The sequence below is a fragment of the Croceivirga radicis genome (assembly GCF_002072105.2).
Classification (GTDB): Bacteria; Bacteroidota; Bacteroidia; order Flavobacteriales; family Flavobacteriaceae; genus Croceivirga; species Croceivirga radicis.
This window is the reverse complement of the sequence record NZ_MTBC01000002.1, coordinates 87,090-106,754: the sequence shown is the minus strand read 5'-3', so window position 1 is coordinate 106,754 and position 19,665 is coordinate 87,090. Positions and strand designations below refer to the sequence as shown.

Sequence of the window (19,665 nt, the reverse complement as noted above, 5' to 3'; positions counted from 1 at the left end):
TTATAATTTAACCATAAATAAATCAGATGCAATTCCGTCTACCAAAAATTTTCCCTTGCGTGTTGCCCTAAAGATATTATCTTCTAAAAAAAGTAAATGTTCCGCAACATATTTTTGCGCCTGCATCTTGGCGTACTTTGCGTAATTATGGCCAAATTCGTTAGCTATACGCTCCAAAGAAATTCCCCAAACGGTACGCAAGCCCGTCATTATATATTCATTGTAACGATCCTTTACGGATAGTTCTTCAATTTCTATTGGCAACTCATTTGCTTCTATAGCTTTTACATAGGTTTGGTTGTTACGTACGTTCCAACCCCTATGGGTACCGTTAAAAGAATGTGCAGATGGCCCAATACCCAAATAAGATTTGCCCAACCAATAAGCGGTATTGTTTTTAGAAAAATAACCCGCTTTTCCAAAATTAGAAATCTCGTAATTGATAAAATCTTTGCTTTCTAACTCTTGAACCAATTGTAAAAATTGGCGTTGTGCTTGTTCATCATCTACCTCTGGCACAATGCCCTTGGCCACAAAATTGGCCAAAGCGGTCTTTGGTTCTACCGTAAGGGCATAACTAGAAATATGGGGTACTCCAGATGCTAAAGCAATTCTAATATTCTCTTGCCATTCTTGATCGGTAAGGCCCGGTATGCCGTAAATAAGATCTATACTAATGTTCTTAAAATACTGCGTAGCCCAATCCAATACTTGTTTGGCTTCTTGAGCATTGTGAGCGCGGTTCATTAACTTTAAATCTTTTTCAAAGAAGGATTGCACGCCTATACTTAAGCGGTTTACTGGAGACCCAGCTAAAGTTTTAATACGCTCCAATGATAAATCGTCTGGATTGGCCTCTAGTGTAATTTCTGGGTCTTCTATTACGGTATAGTTAACCTGTACCGTACCAACCAAATCTAATATTTCGTCCGTAGTTAATAAAGAGGGGGTACCGCCGCCAAAATAAATAGTCTCTATTGTGGCACCACCTAATTCATCTTTACGTAAAATCAGTTCTTTTTTTAAAGCCTTAAGTACCGGTTCTTTTTTTTTAAGCGAAGTGGAAAAATGGAAATCGCAATAATGGCAAGCTTGTTTACAAAAGGGGATGTGTATGTAAATACCACTCATAATTTAAGCATTTACTTTTTAATCTTATCAGCATTGGCTTTTACAAAGGCTTCCCAACCTGTGTATTGCGTACCCAACTCAACCCTGCCTTCATTATAAAAATGGCATACCGCAGCCGCCAAACCATCTGTACTGTCTAAATTTTTGGGTAAGGTTTTTAACCCTAAAAGCCCTTTGAGCATTTTAGCTACCTGCTCCTTACTTGCGTTACCATTACCTGTAATGGCCATTTTTATTTTCTTGGGAAAATACTCCGTAATAGGAATTTCCCTTGATAAACCGGCAGCCATTGCCACGCCCTGAGCCCTTCCTAATTTTAGCATAGATTGTACGTTTTTGCCGTAAAAAGGCGCTTCAATGGCAATTTCGTCTGGGTTGTAGGTATCTATTAATTCTATGGTACGTTCAAAAATTAGCTTTAATTTTAGATAGGGATCTTTATATTTATTTAAGAGCAACTCGTTCATTTGAACAAAATGCATCTTTTTGTTTACCACCTTAATAATTCCAAAACCCATGATGGTGGTACCCGGATCAATTCCTAAAATTATCTTTTCTTTTGACAATTATTCTGTTGTTTTTAAAATCAAGGGCAGCCTTATGGAAACCCCAACCGGAACACCTTGTTTAATAGCTGGTGCCACGGTAGTCAAATCATTTAGGCGAGTTGTTATTTCTTGTTTAATATTGGGCAGAACGGCCATTATTTCACCGTTTTCTTCAATATCTCTTATGGTTATAAAGCCATGTTCGTCTATTAAAAAATCTACTTTTATGGTATCGTTCATATCTTGTTCCACCTCAAATTGTAAACCGCTAAACGCTTTAGCAAAATGATTTAACATAGTGGTTTCAAAACAGGCTTTTTGTATTTCCTTTGAAACGTTTTCATCACAATTATCAAAAAGTGGATATTGATCTACCGAATCCCAATCTATAGCCATTAATTCTTGGTTCACGCGGCGCTCCATTTGTCTTTCTTTTGAAATAAATAGCTCGCATGAGGTAAACACCATTAAAACCACCAAGAAACGTATCCGTTGCATATTCCCCGTTATGGGGCTGAAATTACGATAATTTAGAGAAATTAATTCGCAGCAAAGTGTATTTCCTCTTTTAGTTCTGTAATTCTAATTTTTGCCCTTTCCTTTATATAAGGCACCAGTTCTGGATAGTATTCTAACAAACGTTCATAATAGCCCAGTTTGGTTTTGGGGTCTTTATAATAGGCATCTACCAAAGTACAGATTTGATAATAAAAATAAGGATTGGTCGTATCTTCTTCCCATGCCAGGGTATAATAATCCATTGCCTTTTTCAAGTTTCCCTTCAACTTGTAAATATGGCCTAAACTGGCGTATTCCTTGGAAAAGGAAACAGTATTTTCTTTAATCCCTTCTTTATAGTAGTAAGCGGCACTATCCAATTGTTTTGCTTTTAAGTACACCGCTCCCAGACCCAAGTAGGCATCACCAGTGTAGTCTGGAAATTTGGCCATTTGCCTATAGGCCTCTACCGCTTTTTGTGTTTCCCACAGGGCATTCTGTGCAAATCCCAATTTTTTAAAAATAAAAGGTTTCTTTTCTCCTAGGACAATTAATTCATTAAATAAACTAGCTGCTTCTTTATAATTACCATTTTCAAAATAAACCAATGCCTTTAAATTTAAAAGTGCAACATCTTTGGGAGCCGTCTGCAATCCAAGGTTTATAATTTTCTTGGCGTTACTAGGTTCTCCATGGGTAAATAAGTGTTTGGCCAAGACATAAATGGCCTTTAAATGGGTATTGTCTTTGTCTATGGCTTCTTGGAGCGCCTTTTTTCCCAAGTTGAAGTTACCCAAAGCCAATTGGATTTTTCCAAGATGATAGAAAAACCCGGGGTTAGATTGGTCAACCGCAGTTAAACGTACAAAAAGCGGCAAGGCGTTAGTTGTTTTATTTTTAGCAGCCAATAATTTACCCAGCTCAAACATAGCAATGGTTTGTGTACTGTCTTGGGTAATTATGGACTGGTATGCCACTACCGCTTTTTCTGTATTGCCCAATGCAGCATATGCCCTTGCAATCTGTAGTTTGGCTTTTTCACCTTTTAAACCTGCATAAGTATTTATGGCAGCGGTATAATTGCCAATTGTATAAAGGCTATCTGCCGTCTGCATGTCAAGAGACTGGCCCTTAACAAAAACTAACTTTAAAAGGAAAATAACAAAACAGAATCGCCCTAAGTTCATTTACGATATATTGAAATCTTTTTTATTCTTTTACTAATAACGCTGTTTTGGGAAAGCCTATATAATCAAACTCTATAACTTGTCCTGGTTGTGCATTTATTTTGAAGTTACCATCAAAATCTGAAACTGTTGTTGCATCGCCTCCTTTAATGGAGATATTTACACCTGGCAATGCTTTTTCACCACTTATTATCTTTCCCTTTGTCAAACCTTGCTGTGGCACATATTTAAAATCCTTAACATGCATTGCTTGCGCTTTAAAATTATTCTTGGTTTTAATTTCAACAACCCCATTTTTACCTTTTTGACCATACTTTTCAATGGCAACCTCATCTTTTAACACCTGTACCGATTCTATAGAATGTGGGTTTAAGGTATTCATTTGTTTTACAGAAGATTCTTTACCATCTATAAAAAACAAAGTAGAAGAATTCATGGTGTTAAGGCCTTCATAACCAATTATGCTGATTTCATTGACTTCATTGGAATCTGCGTTGCTTGTATTACTTGCCAATTTAAAAGTGATAGGTATAGAAAAAGGTACGCTTACTACTTTGCCTTTGTTTTTGCCCGGTTCCATTTTTGGTAACCGCTCTATAATCCGTACCGCTTCATTTTCCAATAAGGCGTGCGGACCACGTTTTCTAATCTTACCTATGGTACCATCTTCTTGTATGGTAAACATTATAGCAACCCTGCCCTGAATATTTTGCTCCTGTGCTTCTGAAGGATAATTAAAGTGTTTGCGAATGTGGTTTTGAATATTTTCTTGAAAACAGGCCCTTTTATCTGCTGCACTTTCACAACCAGGAAATACTGGGACTTGGTCTATTGTAGAAAAAGGAACTGAAGTAGACGTAATAATGGTGTCTGTCTTTACGAGAACTTCGTTAAGACTAACCGCCTCTATTTTTTCTTCTTGATTATCTACACTTTGTTCACAAGAAGTATACACCAACATACCTAATACTATAGGAATCAACAAGATGTACTTTAATTGAAAAATGCGCTTTGATTTTTGTTTTGATAACATAACTATTCGTTTTTTGATTAATGATTGTGTGAAAAATTGATTGATAAAACTGATATTTTCCGTCTTAAAAGCCTGTGACAATAAGATGGAATACTGCTCTTTTCTTTGGTACTTGGCCACCTTGGCATCTGCAATAAACTCATGCAATTCTGATATCCTATTTTGATATACGTATACTAGCGGATTAAACCAGAAAGCAATACGCATTAGCTCAAAAAAGAACAAATCCAGAGAGTGCCATTGCTTTATGTGTACCAGCTCGTGTTCCAATATTTGTAGTTCCTTGTTTTTGGGCAACGCATCGCCCATAAAAATGGATTTAAAGAAAGAAAAGGCCACGTTGCTCTTTTGTACGGTAACCCGCGTATACTCTGGGTAATATTTTTTAAAGCCTTCACGGTGCAACTTTCTAATCCTGTACAACTTAGTACTCAACCACACGGCCATGCCTAAAACCCCAAAGATGTAGGCCCATTCCCAAGCCGATAATTGCTCCAAAAAACTGGTTGCTGTGGGGTTTTCTTCTACCACTACCCCTTCTATTTGCACAAACCAATTAGCCGGATAATATACCGCCTCTTTGCTTACAGTTGTTTTTAAGGCCTCTATTTTAACCCATGGCAACACTAGCGATAGTAGGTAGCTTACTATCAAAAAGGCTCGATTCCATTGGAAAAAAGTTTCCTTTTTTAGGAATAAATCGTAAACCAGTAAGCAAATAAGTTGAAATGCTACGCATTCTAGAATATAAGTAAGCATAAGGTGTATTTTTTATGTGGTCTGCTAATTTTTCTAAGGCTATTCTTCTTCCTTAATTTGGTCTAGAATTTCTTCTAATTCTTTTAGGTTGATGTCGTTCTTTTTCATAAAAAACGAAACCATACTACTGAACGAACCTTGAAAGTAACCGTTCAGTAATTTGTTGATGCTCTGGTTGCTGTAATCCGATTTTTTTACAATCGGATAATAAACATGCCCCTTTCCTACTTTTTCATGGTTCACAAAACCTTTGTCTTCTAATATGCGTACAATGGTAGAAACCGTATTGTAAGCAGGTTTTGGCGCACTAAATTCCTCTATTATGGCAGCTACGTTGGCTTTTTGTAGTTGCCAGAGCACTTGCATAACTTCTTCTTCTGCTTTAGTAAGTTGTTTCATACTATTTGCGTATTGTTTTATCCTTATTTATTTATCCGTACTACAGTACTTTGTGATATATATATTCAACTAAGTTTTTAGTTAAATACGATTCAAATATAACTAAATATTTAGTTTAAACTAATTTTTTAGTTAAAAAATGATAAAAAAAACCTGCTAATGAACGTTTTAGCAGGTTTTTATCTTTTAATTCTAGAACTGATACGTAATTTTACCTCTTAAATAAAATGGTGTTCCCGGTGTAAAATGTATCTCTTCTACCGGGTTGGTTTCATTAAACAATCGGCTTTCTGTTGCAAATTGCGTTTCGTTCCATTCGGTATCAAATAAGTTTTCTACAATAAGACCAAATGTCCATTGTTGGGTGCTGTAGTTTAATGTAGCATCGGTAACAAAATAGCCTTCTGCAACAATACTATTGTCTTCATTGGCCGCCCTATCATCTATATAACGGTAGTTTAATCCGCCAGAGAATCCTTGTTCCCTACCAAGGCTTAAACCGCCTACTGCCGTAAAATCTGGCGCTAGTGGAATGTAATCTTCGCCATCTGCTTCTTCTGTACTTCTGGCATGCGTGTAATTGGCATCGGTATACACATAAAACCAATCTGTAGGTTGGTAGCGGGCACCTACCTCAACACCCATTCTTCTTGTTTTACCACTTGGTTCTACAATACCCGCATCACCCACATATACAAACTCTTGGTCTAGAAACAAACTCCATAACGTAGCGTTTAAAACCAAATTCTTGGCAGGTTTGGTAATTACACCAAAATCTACCCCGTAGGCTGCTGGTAAAATAGCTTCTCCGCTATTGGCTACTACTACCCTTGCATCGTTACTATGAAACCCTATTCCTGTTTTAACAAACAACTGGGTGTTCTCCGTTGCATTGAAAATAGTATTGAATTTTGGACTAAAAGCGAGCTTTTCTTGGCCTTTATTATCGTAGGTTTCCGTAAGCTTGTTCACATAATCGAACTTAAAATAATCCAAGCGCAACGCCGGTTCAAAACTAAACTTACCACTGGTGAAAGTTGCTGCCACAAATGCATTGGCATTGGTTTCGTCTACATCACCATAGGCCAAACGTTCTAGAATTTCCTTTCGGTTTAACGTGCGTGAAAGGGCTACATCATCTACGTTATCATACCTAAAACCAAGACCTGCTTCATATTCAAAAGTGCTGTTGCCTAAGGTTGCCATGCTGTTTTTAAAAACCGTACTTGCCCCAAGCAAACTTCTGTCTTCTTCTTGCATTATTTGATCGCCATTCTCCGGGTCTTCTAAGAAAAAGGTGAAGTTAGAAAACAGTTTAAAATCGTACTTAGATACATAAGCATCGGTCTGCCAACTCTTACCATTACCCAAAAACTTTTTATGACGCAACATGATATTGCTGCGCGATGTTTCTCCACCTTCGGTATCGTCTATAGCACCAAACCTAGAAATTAAACCTTGGTCTACGGCACGTTGTGGAATTTGACCGGATGCATCCCACTTGCTTTGAAAATGCGATACCGTTAGGGTTAAGTCAGAATCTGCGGCCAATTGCGTGTTGTATCGCCCTAAAATATTTATACGATTAAAATTCTGTGGAGATTCTACGGGGCCGTTGGTTAAATATACCTCAGACGCTAAATATGCAGCTTGCTTTTGCCCATCCAATACATTGAACATACCCAAAAGCCTACGGGTATCAAACTGGCCTGCTTCAAAGCTAATTCGGTTAGTATTCAAGCGTTTTTTAAGTTCTAAATCTACATACCCTGCCGTATTAAAATTTCCTTGTTGGGCATAAAAAGGGCCTTTACCAAAATCTACATTTTCTATAGTTTCTGGTATCACAAAATGTAAATCTGCATAGCCTTGTCCGTGCGCATGGCTTACCATATTCACGGGCATGCCATCTACGGTTATGGCCACATCTGTTCCGTGGTCTACATCAAAACCACGTAGAAAAATTTGCTCTGCCTTACCACCACCAGCATGCTGACCTATGATTAAACCAGGTACTTTTCTCAAAATTTCTTGAGACGATTTTACGGGTTGTTGCTTTAGGTCTACATCTACCAATTGCGTAAGTACCTTTTTATCTGACGTAAGAACAATCTGGTCCAGATTAATGCTACTTTCTTCTAAAACTAGGTTTAGGCCGTTTTGGATATGAATTTGGGATATTGTAATGGTTTTAGTAGCATAGCCCAATCTGGAAAACGAAACCTCATCGTTAATTTGGGTATCCTCCAAAACAAATTCGCCCAAAGCATTTGTGTGATTATGTTTACCGTTGGTTTTATTAAAAATTCCAGCATCTTCTAAAGGAACGCCTGCGGCACTTTTAAGGGTGCCTTTTAATTGTTGTGCATTGATGGACAGGGCACCCAATAAGATGCCTATCCAAATAAAATACTTCATTCTATATTGATTGTTTGTTATGTTTTTATTTAAATGTTGCCCAATAAGTAGATACATGAAGCACCTGTGAATTATTGAACCGCTAAAAATCTAACAAACGTCTGGAGGAGGTGTAGGTATTCCCAAAATTGGTTGTGATAGCATCATTAAAACATAACCATGATTTTTGGGTGCTAAAACAGGCTCCCATTCCGGGAGCTTAAAGCTGTATTGCGTAAAGTGTTTATCTAATTTTAATTCCGACTCAAAACTATCTGTTGGCACAGGATTCTCTTCCAATTCCAAAACTAGTTTTAAGGTTTCTAGCATATTGTGATCATGCCCGGCCATGGCCTCTAAAGAACGCTGTGCTTCTGAAGCTTCATGTGTTTTAAAAAATAAATGGGAGTGTGTATTACTTTTAGAAATAGCCAGGGTATGCGATAACGTATGGCCAAGCTCCAATACCGGAAACTGCACTAAGGCCAAGATATAAAAACAGACCATAAGGGTTACAAACCCTTTTAATCGTCCGCTATAATTAGCCACTGTTCGCATTGTTTTTATTATGTTTTAATCTACTTACGTAGTTTTTTAACCAAGGGTTTTATTTACGCTATAATTGTAACAATTTGCCGTAAATTTAGTCTTATAAACCAATATGGACATAGTATTACTTATAATTGGCCTTTTGTGTATGCTTGTTGGTGTACTAGGCAGTTTTTTACCGGTATTACCAGGGCCGCCTATTAGCTGGGTGGGTTTGCTCTTATTGTATTTGACCAAAGCAGTGCCCGAAAACTGGACGTTGTTAATTATTCTTTTGGTTGTTGCCCTTACCATAACCATTCTAGATTATATAATACCCGCCGCTGGAACCAAAAAATTTGGCGGAAGCAAGTATGGCATTTGGGGCAGTATATTGGGGTTACTAGTTGCCATCTTCTTCCCTATCTTGGGTCCGTTTGGAATTATCATTTGGCCCTTTATTGGTGCTTTGGTAGGAGAACTAATTCACAATTCTGACCAAAAAAGAGCCCTAAAAGCGGCTTTTGGTTCCTTTATTGGATTTTTGACCGGTACATTTTTGAAATTCTTGGTCACCTTGGTCTATCTAGGCCTCTTTATTTGGAAAGCAGTAGAGTATGGTCCTGAATTATTTACGTTTAGTGCCTAACCCAACCACGTTACTTTATTTTCAATAGGGCTACGTTGACCTTCCTGCAAATCGCCCTCAAAATAGCCCATATAGAAAAAGCCTAAACATTTTTCGCCTTCGTTAAAATCAAAATACTCATCCATAAACTTGATTAGGCCAGGAGAACTCCAATAGGCTCCAATACCCAATTCTGCACAACACAGCCACATGTTTTGTACGGCCATACCAACAGCTGCTACTTCTTCCCACTCCGGTAAACTTTCTTTAGGATCGCGTTGCATACAAATGGCTATTACGGCCGCTGAGCGTTCTGGGTTATCCTGTAATTTTTTAATGGTAACCTGTTTTGGTTTTGGGTCTACTTCTTGGTATTTATCCGACAAGAATTTTCCTAGTTCTGCTTTCTTTTCGGCAGAAGTAAGCACTTTAAACCGCCAGGGTTCAGTTTTTTTGTGGGTAGGCGCCCAATTAGCCGCCTCCAAAATTTTCTCTAAAGTTTCTTTGGCTATAGGCTTATTTATGAATTGCGGTGGAAAGACCGAACGTCTGTTTGCTATTAAATCGAATATCATCTATTAGTTTTTTTCAAAAATAAGAAATGCTATAGCCCCTTCTAGTTTCTTAACAACAGATCAACACCCTGTTTTAAAACAGGGTTTCTGTTATCTAATTTCCAGATTACACTTAATACCGCTCTTTGCTTTATTTTTCTTAGCTCAATAAATTTAACCGCCATATCAAATCCATTTTGCAATTGCGTAGGTATTATGGCAATACCCAAACCATTTTCTACCAACTTAAAAATAGTTTGGGCATGTACGGATTTGTGCGAGACTCTTGGCACATAACCAGCATCTTCACAAATACTCATGACCGTATCATAATAAAGTGGGCTGTAAGCGGCACTAAACAAGATAAACTCCTCTTCCTTAAATTGTTGCATTCCCTTGAAATTTTCCACGGTAACCGAATGATTTTTAGGTAAAACCAAAGAAAACGTATCCTCAAAAACCGGTGCCAATGCCACCCCTTTAGGTACTCTGGATAAACGCACAAAGCCCAAATCCAATTTGTCTTTTAAAATAGCGTTTAACTGTGCGGTATTGGATAACTCGTCTAAGGTGGTATTAATCTTTGGAAACCGTTTTTTTAACAGAAGTAATAAATCTGGAATTACTTGTTGCATGGCAGAGCCCAAGAATCCAATACGCAATTCGCCCAGTTCACCATTACCAATATGCTGAACTTGTTTTTTGGTTAATTCTAGATGATTGAGCAGGTACTCTACCTCTGCCTTCAAATATTCACCAGCAGGGGTCAGTACAACTTTTCGTTTATCTCTTACAAACAACTGGGTATGCAATGCTTGTTCTAACTGCTTTATTTGTGTACTTAATCCTGGCTGACTTATAAACAAGCGTTCCGCAGCTTTTCTAAAGTGTAAACTCTCCGCTACGGCCAAGAAGTAATGAAGATGGCGCAATTCAATTTGATAATTCATAGTTATCATTTATTACAAAAATAAGTATTACCAATTATCAATTAGCCGTTTTACTTTTAACCGTATCAATTAACCAATCATGAGTACAAAAACTTTTGCTGTTGGAGAAGCTACCTTAACGGGACAAATAGCCCTGCAATAGGCCAATGGCTACCTAAAACCGATACTAACCCACAGCTCCAAAGAAAAAATTAACGCAAGCAGCGAGTTAGTAGCCCAAATAGTAGAAAAAGGTGCTCCCGTTTATGGTATTAATACCGGTTTTGGCCCCTTGTGTACTACTAAAATCTCAAAAGAAGAAACCCAAATACTACAGTCAAATATCTTACAGAGCCATAGTGTAGGTGTAGGAGAACCCATTGAGGAGTTGCTCTCTCGTTTAATGCTGATTTTGAAAATACACGTACTTGCTAAAGGATTCTCCGGTATACAATTGTCTACCCTAGAAATGATGTTGTGGTTTTTAGATAACGACGTAATACCCGTTGTGCCCTCACAGGGTTCTGTTGGGGCCTCTGGTGATTTGGCGCCTTTGTCTCATTTATTCTTACCCTTAATAGGGTTAGGAAAAGTACATTTTAAAAACAAAATAGTACCTACCCAAAAAGCTTTTGAAGCTTTACATAAGAAACCAATCCAGTTGAGCGCCAAAGAAGGCCTTGCCTTGATTAATGGTACACAGTTTATTTTGGCACATGCTGTTTTGGTTAGCCAAAAACTAAAAAGTTGCTTGGATCAAGCAGATATTATAGGCGCCATGATGCTAGAGGGCCTACAAGGGTCCATTAAACCTTTTTACAAAGAACTGCATACAATACGCCCCTTTAAAGGCAACCTACATGTAGCTGGACGTATTCGCACCTTACTACAAGGCTCGGAGATTTTGGAAGACCATATTGATTGCGACCGTGTACAAGATCCCTATTCTTTACGTTGCATACCTCAGGTTCATGGTGCTTCTAGAAACACATGGCTACATCTAAAAGAATTGCTTCAAATTGAATTAAATTCCGTGACCGACAACCCGGTAATCATAGATAAGGATTTGACCATAAGTGGCGGAAGCTTTCATGGCCAGCCACTGGCAATGGCCTTGGATTATGCTGCTTTGGCCGCATCAGAATTGGGTACTATTTCTGATAGGCGCATCTATTTAGCTCTAGAAGGTGGGCATGGCGTACCTCAACTTTTAATGAACAATACGGGTATCAATTCTGGCTACATGATCTTACAATATACCTCTGCCGCCTTGGCCAGCGAAAACAAAAGTCTGTGTTACCCAGCTAGTGCAGATAGTATACCCACTTCCTTGGGGCAAGAAGACCACGTAAGCATGGGCAGTATTAGTGGCAGAAAAGCATTAAGCATCTTAAATAATATTGAGAAAATATTGGCCATTGAACTTTTGACCGCCGCACAGGCGTTTGACTTTAGAAAACCCTTAAAATCGGGCCCATTATTAGACAGCGTTCATCAGTTGGTGCGCAGTAAGGTAACCTTTGTAAAAGAAGACCGTGTATTTGCAGAAGACATAGAAACTGCTATTGGTTTAATTCAAAATGAAGATATTTTAAGAACCGTAGCTAATGAAATGCAAACCCACTCCCTTAAATGGGATTCCAATTTAACCCAAGAATTTAACCTCTTCTAGTATGAAACGTAAACTTATAGGTCCGTTTAGTCAACTACTCCCGTTAAGCCACCTACCTTTAAAAGGAAGTCTTAAAGATGAAGACATAAAAATAATTACCGATGGTGGAATCATAGTTAACGAAGCTAGAATAGAGCGCGTGGGCAAATTCAAAGACTTAAACGATGGCACTATTCCTCTTGAGCGGGTAAACCAGCCCACAGTAGCGATACCCGGATTAATTGATGCACATACCCATATTTGTTATGCCGGTAGCCGAGCGCAAGATTATGCGCTACGCAATTCTGGAAAAACCTATTTAGAAATTGCCAAATCCGGAGGAGGTATTTGGGACACCGTCACAAAAACCCGTAACGCCAGTATTGAACATCTGGAAGACCTTATTATAGCCCGCGGAAAAAAAATGCTACTCCAAGGCATTACCACTTTAGAAGTTAAAAGCGGATACGGCCTATCTGTACCAGAAGAACTTAAGATGCTCAAGGCCATAAAAGCTGTAGCTCCAAAACTTAAGCAAAATCTGGTTACCACCTGTTTGGCCGCACATATGTTACCCAAAGATTATAAGGGTAACGGTTATGAATATTTAGATGAAATAGCAACGCATTTATTACCCACCTTACAGGTTGAAAATCTAGCGCAACGTGTAGATGCATTTGTAGAGGAAAGTGCTTTTTCCCCTGAAGAAATTACTCCATATCTAAAAAAGGCCAAAGCACTTGGCTTTGATATAACCGTGCATGCCGATCAGTTTACTACAGGTGGCAGTAAGGTTGGTGTAGCATTGGGTGCCATAAGCATAGACCATTTAGAAGCCAGTACCCAAAAAGAAATTGAACACATTGCCAAAAGCAATACTGTGGCCGTTGCCTTACCTGGTGCTTCTTTGGGATTGGGGTGTAAGTTTACGCCCGCACGTAAACTATTAGACGCGGGCGCCGTCTTGGCAATTGCCAGCGATTACAATCCTGGGTCTGCTCCCATGGGCAATTTAATGGTACAAGCATCCATTTTGGGGACTTTTGAAAAATTGAGCAATGCTGAAATATTAGCCGCACTAACCTACAGGGCAGCCGCAGCATTAAATCTAAAATTCTATGGAAGTCTAGCCGTAGGTTATTATGCAGATTTAGCCCTTTACCCTACAGACGATTACAGAGAAATTACCTACCAACAGGGACAAATGTTACCACACGGAATTATTAAACACGGTGAAAAAATAGTCTTTTAAAATGACCACAACATTTCAACAAGCCATACAAGAAGGTATACCCAATACACTACCTCCAAAGCCAGTAAATCAAAATAAGGACAACCCGGCTCCCAAACGGAAAGATATTCTATCTACTGATGAAAAGAAATTAGCGCTAAAAAATGCCTTACGTTATTTTCCAACAGCATGGCATGCCGAATTGGCCTCCGAGTTTTTAGCGGAACTAAACACCCTAGGGCGAATATACATGCACAGGTTTAAGCCGAGTTATAAAATGTATGCACGGCCAATAGAAGAATATCCTGCAAAATGTAAAGAAGCTGCAGCTATTATGCTTATGATACAAAACAATTTGGATCCTGCCGTAGCACAACACCCTAATGAGCTAATTACCTATGGTGGCAATGGGGCGGTTTTTCAAAACTGGGCGCAATACCTGCTAACCATGCAGTACCTGTCTCAAATGACCCATACCCAAACCTTGCATCTCTACTCTGGCCACCCAATGGGTTTATTCCCTTCTTCAGAAATGGCACCAAGAGTGGTAGTTACCAACGGAATGATGATTCCAAATTATTCCAAACCAGACCACTGGGAAAAGTATAATGCCCTAGGAGTTACACAATATGGACAAATGACGGCTGGTTCCTATATGTACATTGGTCCGCAGGGTATTGTGCACGGAACAACCATCACGGTAATGAATGCTTTTAGAAAAGTATTGAAAAAAGGAACTTCTCCACGTGGCAAACTATTTTTAACCGCGGGTTTAGGCGGTATGAGCGGCGCACAACCTAAAGCGGGTACAATTGCCGAGTGTATTACCATTTGTGCAGAAGTAAATGAACAAGCAGCCAAAAAAAGACATGAACAGGGTTGGGTAGACGAGTTGTTTTCTGATATACACTTACTAACAAAACGTGTTAAAAATGCCATTGCTAATGAGGAAGTGGTATCCCTAGCTTATATAGGAAATGTGGTCACCGTTTGGGAACACTTTTTAAAAGCAAATATTTATATCCACTTGGGATCTGACCAAACTTCTCTGCACAACCCTTGGGCGGGTGGTTACTACCCCGCAAACCTAACTTTTGAGGAGGCCAACACCTTAATGGTCAAAGACCCAGGTTTATTTAAAAAATATGTTCAACAATCATTGGTTAGGCATGTAAAAGCCATAAATGCCCACGTTGCCAAAGGAACTTATTTTTTTGATTACGGAAATGCCTTTCTACTAGAGGCCTCACGAGCGGGTGCAGCTGTATTTACTTCCAATAAGACTGATTTTAGATATCCATCTTACGTGCAAGATATTTTAGGACCAATGTGTTTTGATTATGGCTTTGGTCCATTTAGGTGGGTATGTACTTCGGGAAAAACGGAAGACCTTGACCAAACAGATGCTATTGCATTGGATGTTTTAGAAAAAATAAAAGAAGAAGCTCCGGATGAAATTCAGCAACAATTGGCCGACAATATTGCATGGATTAAAGCCGCCAAAAAAAATAAACTGGTAGTAGGTTCACAAGCCCGTATTTTATACGCGGATGCCGAGGGCCGAATTAAAATTGCCCAAGCCTTTAACAACGCTATTGCCAATGGAGAAATTAGCGCTCCTATTGTTTTGGGCAGAGACCACCATGACGTTAGCGGTACAGATTCCCCATACCGAGAAACCAGTAATATTTACGACGGCAGTAAATTTACGGCTGATATGGCCATCCATAATGTTATAGGCGATAGTTTTAGAGGGGCTACTTGGGTATCTATCCACAACGGTGGTGGTGTAGGTTGGGGCGAAGTAATCAATGGTGGCTTTGGTCTAGTTTTAGACGGGACCAAGGTTGCTACAAATCGTCTTAAGAACATGCTGTTCTATGATGTTAACAATGGAATTGCAAGAAGAAGTTGGGCCAGAAACGAAGCTGCTCTATTAGCTATAGAAAGAGAAATGCAACGTACGCCACAATTAAAAGTAACCCTACCACAAATTGCGGATGACACATTGATTGATTCACTATTTTAGTTGCATGGTATTATACACAAGCCCTAGCCCTAAGAACTGGAACGGTAGAAAATCCGAAGAACAGTTATATCTGCATGAAAAGGTAGAATTGGTTCCAATAACGGAAATAGCCAACTTAAAAACGGTGCAATACGCTTTATTAGGTTATGCTTGTGATGAAGGAGTTAGAAGAAACCAGGGTAGAACTGGCGCTATTAATGGGCCAGATGCCATAAAAAAAATGTTGGGCAAAATGCCCAATCACCTACCTAAAGACCATAAATTTTTAGATGTAGGTAACGTTGCCTGTGTAGAAACCGATTTGGAGCATACGCAGCAACAACTGGCAAAAAACATTACGGCGTTATTAGACCAGCAAATATTTCCTATAGCCTTAGGCGGTGGTCATGACATAGCTTACGCACATTATAAAGGCATTAAAGGCTATTTAAAGGATAAGAAGCCTAAAGCAAAATTGGGAATTATTAATTTTGATGCCCATTTTGACTTAAGAAATCCGGAAAATGGTCCAACTTCTGGTACTCCTTTTTTCCAAATTGCCAAAGAAGAAAAAGAGTTCAATTATTTATGTATTGGTATAAGAAAAGATGCCAATGACAAACAATTATTTGAAACCGCCAGAGAGCTAGATGTGGTTTATATAGAGCGCCAAGTTATGCGCCTTAATTACCTTGAAGAACTAAAAACTTGGCTAAAAGCATTTATAGAAAAAGTAGATTGTATTTACTTGACTATTGATTTGGACGGATTTTCTTCTGCTTTTGCACCAGGCGTAAGTGCTGCTTCGCCCATGGGTTTTGAACCCCAATTGGTACTTGAACTTTTAACGAGCATTTTGGATAGTGGTAAGCTTTTAAGTATGGACATTGCAGAATTAAACCCTGATTACGATATAGATAACCAAACCGCAAAACTAGCCGCGTCTTTGGTACATTTTGTTATACATGAACAACCTGTATAAACAAAAAAAGCCTCCCACAAGAGGAAAGCCTTTCATTGGATTACATCGTATTACGATGTTCACCTGTCTTGATATCGCATCAAGACACAACACAACGTTGCAAAGATAAAAAAGTTTTAATTGGTTTGGTGGTTTTCCCAAATTAATGCGGCGGCACCACAGATAGCGGCAGTCTTACCTTCCATACCAGATTCCAAAATCTTTACTTTACCTCTATATACCTCTAACAAATATTGGTCTAAATAAGTGTTTAGCGGTTCCAAAATCCATTTACCACTATTTACCAAACCTCCCATTAAGATAAATGCTTCGGGCTGGGTAAAAGCTGTAAAGTTAGCTAGGGCCTTAGCCATTATATTTGCCGTATAATCAAAAGCTTTTATTGCTAATACATCGCCTTCTTCTGCTGCTTTGGTTATATCTTCTCCATGCAGATCGTTAAAGGCAACGTTCCTAAACCTACTATCATCCAAGTATTGCGCCTGCATGTATACAATGGTACGTTTTAAACCGGTTGCAGACACGTATGCTTCCAAACCACCAGGTATTCCCAATCCCGTTAATCTACCGTCTCCCAAATTCATGTCTACATGGCCCAATTCTCCTGCAAACCCATCAAAGCCATCTATTAATTTACCATTAGCTACTATACCTGCACCAAAACCAGTTCCTAAGGTAATGGCAATAAAATCCGTCATTTCCTTTCCCCTACCAAAAAGCAACTCACCCAAAGCAGCCGCACTTGCATCGTTCATAATACGCATGGGCATGGGCATTTTTTCCTTTAGTTTGGCTACAAATGGGGTGCTCCCTTTCCAAGCCAAGTTTGCTGGGTTTTCTATGGTTCCATTTTTACTAGAGGCGTTAGGTGCTCCTATTCCGCAACCCAAAACTATTGGTGTACCTCCTAACTCTTGCAACAACCCATCAACCGTATTTTTTATTTGAAGTTGATAGGCGTCTAGATCCAAATAATCACGTGTTCTAAAAAACGTTTGAACCAAGCAGGTACCTTCTTTGTTAACCAAGCCTATCTTGGTTTTTGTACCACCTATATCTATACCTACAACAATTTCCATAATCTACTAGTGTAAGGTTTAAAAATAGTAGTTTATCAGCTTTTTTTGAAAGGGTTTATCATTTATTAAATCTAAAAATACCCTACAACGTTGTAGTTTTTTGAATAATGTATAAAAACGCAAAAACACCCTCCAAAAGAGGGTGTTTTAATCAGCTCCCAATATATCTACCCTAAAATAGATAATCCCATTTTACTGTCCTCAAACGACAGTATTTTTTTTATAGTTAAATAGTGTTTTGCTTTATTTGATAATTCAAAAATACCATCGAGCTAAGGGAAATAAAGGGTCATTTCTGTAGTACTCTTATTTGTATAGACGAATTGCCCAGTTCTTTAGATTAATGGATTTTTAAGATATACCCAAACGAGAAAGCACATTAGGCTTATAGCGCTCCCCAATAGGTATGCGCATATCGCTTAATACTATTCTATTTCTTTGAACAGCATCTATGTGGTTTATATTGACAAGAAATGATTTGTGCACCCTTTCAAAACTTGAGCTATTAAGGCGATCTGCCAATTGTTTAAAGCTCATTAGGGTAAGTATGGGTTTATTGCACTGCACCAGATGTACTTTTAAATAGTCTTTTAAACCCTGTACATAGGTAATGTCTTCTATCTTAACCTTAATGTTTTCATATTCTGATTTAATGAAAATAAAATCTTCCTTTTTGTTTTCTCCTCCAACAGAAGAAAAAATGTTATTGGCTATTAATGGATTTCTTTGTGAATGAACTTCTTTTACCCTAGTTACCGCTTTGATAAATCTACTTCTTCGAATAGGTTTTAAGAGGTAGTCTACCGCATTTAGATCAAACCCCTCTACGGCGTATTGTGAATAGGCTGTGGTAAACACAAATAAAGGTGGATTATCTAACAACTCTATAAACTCAAGTCCAGATAGTTGAGGCATTTCGATGTCTAAAAAAATGAGATCTATATTTTTGGCTTTGATTACAGGAATAGATTCTAATGGATTGGTAAAAACCCCTACAACTTCTAAGAAATCTAAATGCTGACAATAATCTGCCAACAAATCTGCCGCCAAAGGCTCATCGTCTATAATAATACACTTCATCTAAACTAAATTTAATTTTAAAAGCACGGTAAAAAGGGTTTCTCCTTTGTTTACCAAAAGTTCATGGTTATCTGGATAAAGCAACAACAAACGGTCTTTAATATTGGTTAACCCTATTCCGGAACTTTGCAGCACGCGTTTTTTTCTACCTATTGTATTTTCTATCTTAAACTCTATAGACCTTTCTTTTATTAAAAGGTTTATTACCACATGTGTATTTCCTTTATAATCCGTACCATATTTAAATGCGTTCTCTATAAAGGATATGAAAATGAGTGGTGTTATTTCTTTATTACGTTCGTCTCCGGTAACTTTAAACTGTACGGTTGCGGTATGGGGCAACCTAAGTTTTTGCAGTTGTACGTAATTTTCTATGTAGTTAATTTCACTAGCCAATGAAACTTTATCCCCATTAGCTTCATACAACATGTATCGCATTAACTCAGATAGATTTAAAATTGCCTCCCCGGTATCATTAGATTTTTTTTCTGAAAGTGAATAGATAGCATTTAAGGAATTGAATAAAAAATGCGGGTTTAGTTGCGTTTTTAAAAACTGAAGTTGTGAGTTTACCCGTTGGTTCTCTATTTCTTTTTTAAGTACCTCGCTCCTGTTCCATTCTTTGTAAATACGTGTTAATGCACCTGCTACAAAATGAAGCGCGAAAATGGCCGTGTCTGGCATAAGCAAAGGAAAACGCCTTAACCCAACCGCAGGCTCTAAAGGTCTAGGCCTTAACGGACCGTTTATAGGAGGTACACGGTCATGCATTAAAAACTCATGGCTTATAAAGCCCAAAACTACGAGGGCTACCATGGATACTATAAAATAGACCAATAGCTTTCTTTTAAGTAGTAAAAAAGGCACCAACAAAAAATAATTGCAGTAAAACAAGACTAGGCCTATACCCAACTTAACCAGTAGTTTAAAGGGAATTTGATCAAACTCATTAGCAAATTGGTAGAGTATAAACGCATAAATGGATACCCAAATAAAAAAATGCATCCAAACTTCCTTGCTATTGAACTTATTCCCTTCCATAT

17 protein-coding genes and 1 pseudogene are annotated in these 19,665 nt (G+C 38.3%); 5 read left to right on the top strand and 13 right to left on the bottom strand.

The window, feature by feature from the left end; all coding sequences use genetic code 11:
- The 8 genes from hemW to BUL40_RS03330 all read right to left on the bottom strand — a co-directional run bounded on the left by hemW (position 1) and on the right by BUL40_RS03330 (position 8,510).
- Entirely contained in the window at positions 1-1,131 is a 1,131-nt protein-coding gene (gene hemW, locus BUL40_RS03365; RefSeq protein WP_080318085.1) for a radical SAM family heme chaperone HemW, read from the bottom strand.
- Between the two features lie 11 nt (positions 1,132-1,142).
- Positions 1,143-1,697, bottom strand: a complete 555-nt coding sequence (gene ruvC, locus BUL40_RS03360; RefSeq protein ID WP_010518644.1) for a crossover junction endodeoxyribonuclease RuvC — start codon at positions 1,695-1,697, stop codon at positions 1,143-1,145.
- On the bottom strand, positions 1,698-2,177 hold the full coding sequence (locus BUL40_RS03355) for a hypothetical protein (RefSeq protein ID WP_010518645.1): 480 nt from the start codon (positions 2,175-2,177) through the stop codon (positions 1,698-1,700).
- A 41-nt stretch (positions 2,178-2,218) separates the two neighbouring features.
- Complete coding sequence (locus BUL40_RS03350; protein ID WP_176465441.1) at positions 2,219-3,292, bottom strand: tetratricopeptide repeat protein; 1,074 nt, start codon at positions 3,290-3,292, stop codon at positions 2,219-2,221.
- A gap of 94 nt (positions 3,293-3,386) precedes the next feature.
- The gene (locus tag BUL40_RS03345; protein WP_080318083.1) at positions 3,387-5,156 is read right to left on the bottom strand and encodes a M56 family metallopeptidase; all 1,770 of its coding nucleotides are present in this window, start codon (positions 5,154-5,156) and stop codon (positions 3,387-3,389) included.
- A gap of 39 nt (positions 5,157-5,195) precedes the next feature.
- The gene (locus tag BUL40_RS03340; protein ID WP_010518648.1) at positions 5,196-5,555 is read right to left on the bottom strand and encodes a BlaI/MecI/CopY family transcriptional regulator; all 360 of its coding nucleotides are present in this window, start codon (positions 5,553-5,555) and stop codon (positions 5,196-5,198) included.
- A gap of 192 nt (positions 5,556-5,747) precedes the next feature.
- Positions 5,748-7,973, bottom strand: a complete 2,226-nt coding sequence (locus BUL40_RS03335; RefSeq protein ID WP_080318302.1) for a TonB-dependent receptor — start codon at positions 7,971-7,973, stop codon at positions 5,748-5,750.
- Between the two features lie 90 nt (positions 7,974-8,063).
- Positions 8,064-8,510, bottom strand: coding sequence for a hypothetical protein (locus tag BUL40_RS03330; RefSeq protein WP_010518650.1), 447 nt, complete (start codon positions 8,508-8,510; stop codon positions 8,064-8,066).
- Between the two features lie 103 nt (positions 8,511-8,613).
- Here BUL40_RS03330 and BUL40_RS03325 point away from each other — a divergent pair, with 103 nt between their 5' ends.
- The gene (locus BUL40_RS03325; RefSeq protein ID WP_080318082.1) at positions 8,614-9,129 is read left to right on the top strand and encodes a DUF456 domain-containing protein; all 516 of its coding nucleotides are present in this window, start codon (positions 8,614-8,616) and stop codon (positions 9,127-9,129) included.
- Here the strand turns inward: BUL40_RS03325 and BUL40_RS03320 are convergent.
- Both BUL40_RS03320 and BUL40_RS03315 read right to left on the bottom strand, forming a co-directional pair.
- The gene (locus BUL40_RS03320) at positions 9,126-9,683 is read right to left on the bottom strand and encodes a nitroreductase family protein (RefSeq protein ID WP_080318081.1); all 558 of its coding nucleotides are present in this window, start codon (positions 9,681-9,683) and stop codon (positions 9,126-9,128) included. The genes BUL40_RS03325 and BUL40_RS03320 overlap by 4 nt on opposite strands.
- A 41-nt stretch (positions 9,684-9,724) precedes the next feature.
- A complete protein-coding gene (locus BUL40_RS03315) occupies positions 9,725-10,612 on the bottom strand; it encodes a LysR family transcriptional regulator (protein WP_080318080.1) in 888 nt (295 codons plus the stop codon).
- A gap of 79 nt (positions 10,613-10,691) precedes the next feature.
- On the opposite strand from BUL40_RS03315, the pseudogene hutH reads away from it, so the two are divergent.
- From hutH to hutG, 4 genes and pseudogenes are all read left to right on the top strand, one after another.
- A pseudogene (hutH, locus tag BUL40_RS03310) lies at positions 10,692-12,263 on the top strand (histidine ammonia-lyase).
- A gap of 1 nt (position 12,264) precedes the next feature.
- On the top strand, positions 12,265-13,494 hold the full coding sequence (hutI, locus tag BUL40_RS03305; RefSeq protein ID WP_080318079.1) for an imidazolonepropionase: 1,230 nt from the start codon (positions 12,265-12,267) through the stop codon (positions 13,492-13,494).
- Between the two features lies 1 nt (position 13,495).
- A complete protein-coding gene (locus BUL40_RS03300; RefSeq protein ID WP_080318078.1) occupies positions 13,496-15,502 on the top strand; it encodes a urocanate hydratase in 2,007 nt (668 codons plus the stop codon).
- Positions 15,503-15,506: 4 nt separating this feature from the next.
- A complete protein-coding gene (hutG, locus tag BUL40_RS03295) occupies positions 15,507-16,463 on the top strand; it encodes a formimidoylglutamase (RefSeq protein ID WP_080318077.1) in 957 nt (318 codons plus the stop codon).
- A 116-nt stretch (positions 16,464-16,579) separates the two neighbouring features.
- On the opposite strand, the gene BUL40_RS03290 is transcribed toward hutG, so the two are convergent.
- The 3 genes from BUL40_RS03290 to BUL40_RS03280 form a co-directional block, all read right to left on the bottom strand.
- Complete coding sequence (locus tag BUL40_RS03290; RefSeq protein WP_080318076.1) at positions 16,580-17,542, bottom strand: ROK family protein; 963 nt, start codon at positions 17,540-17,542, stop codon at positions 16,580-16,582.
- A gap of 351 nt (positions 17,543-17,893) precedes the next feature.
- On the bottom strand, positions 17,894-18,622 hold the full coding sequence (locus BUL40_RS03285) for a LytR/AlgR family response regulator transcription factor (RefSeq protein ID WP_010518659.1): 729 nt from the start codon (positions 18,620-18,622) through the stop codon (positions 17,894-17,896).
- Positions 18,623-19,663, bottom strand: a complete 1,041-nt coding sequence (locus BUL40_RS03280) for a sensor histidine kinase (protein WP_080318075.1) — start codon at positions 19,661-19,663, stop codon at positions 18,623-18,625.
- Between the last annotated feature and the right edge of the window lie 2 nt (positions 19,664-19,665).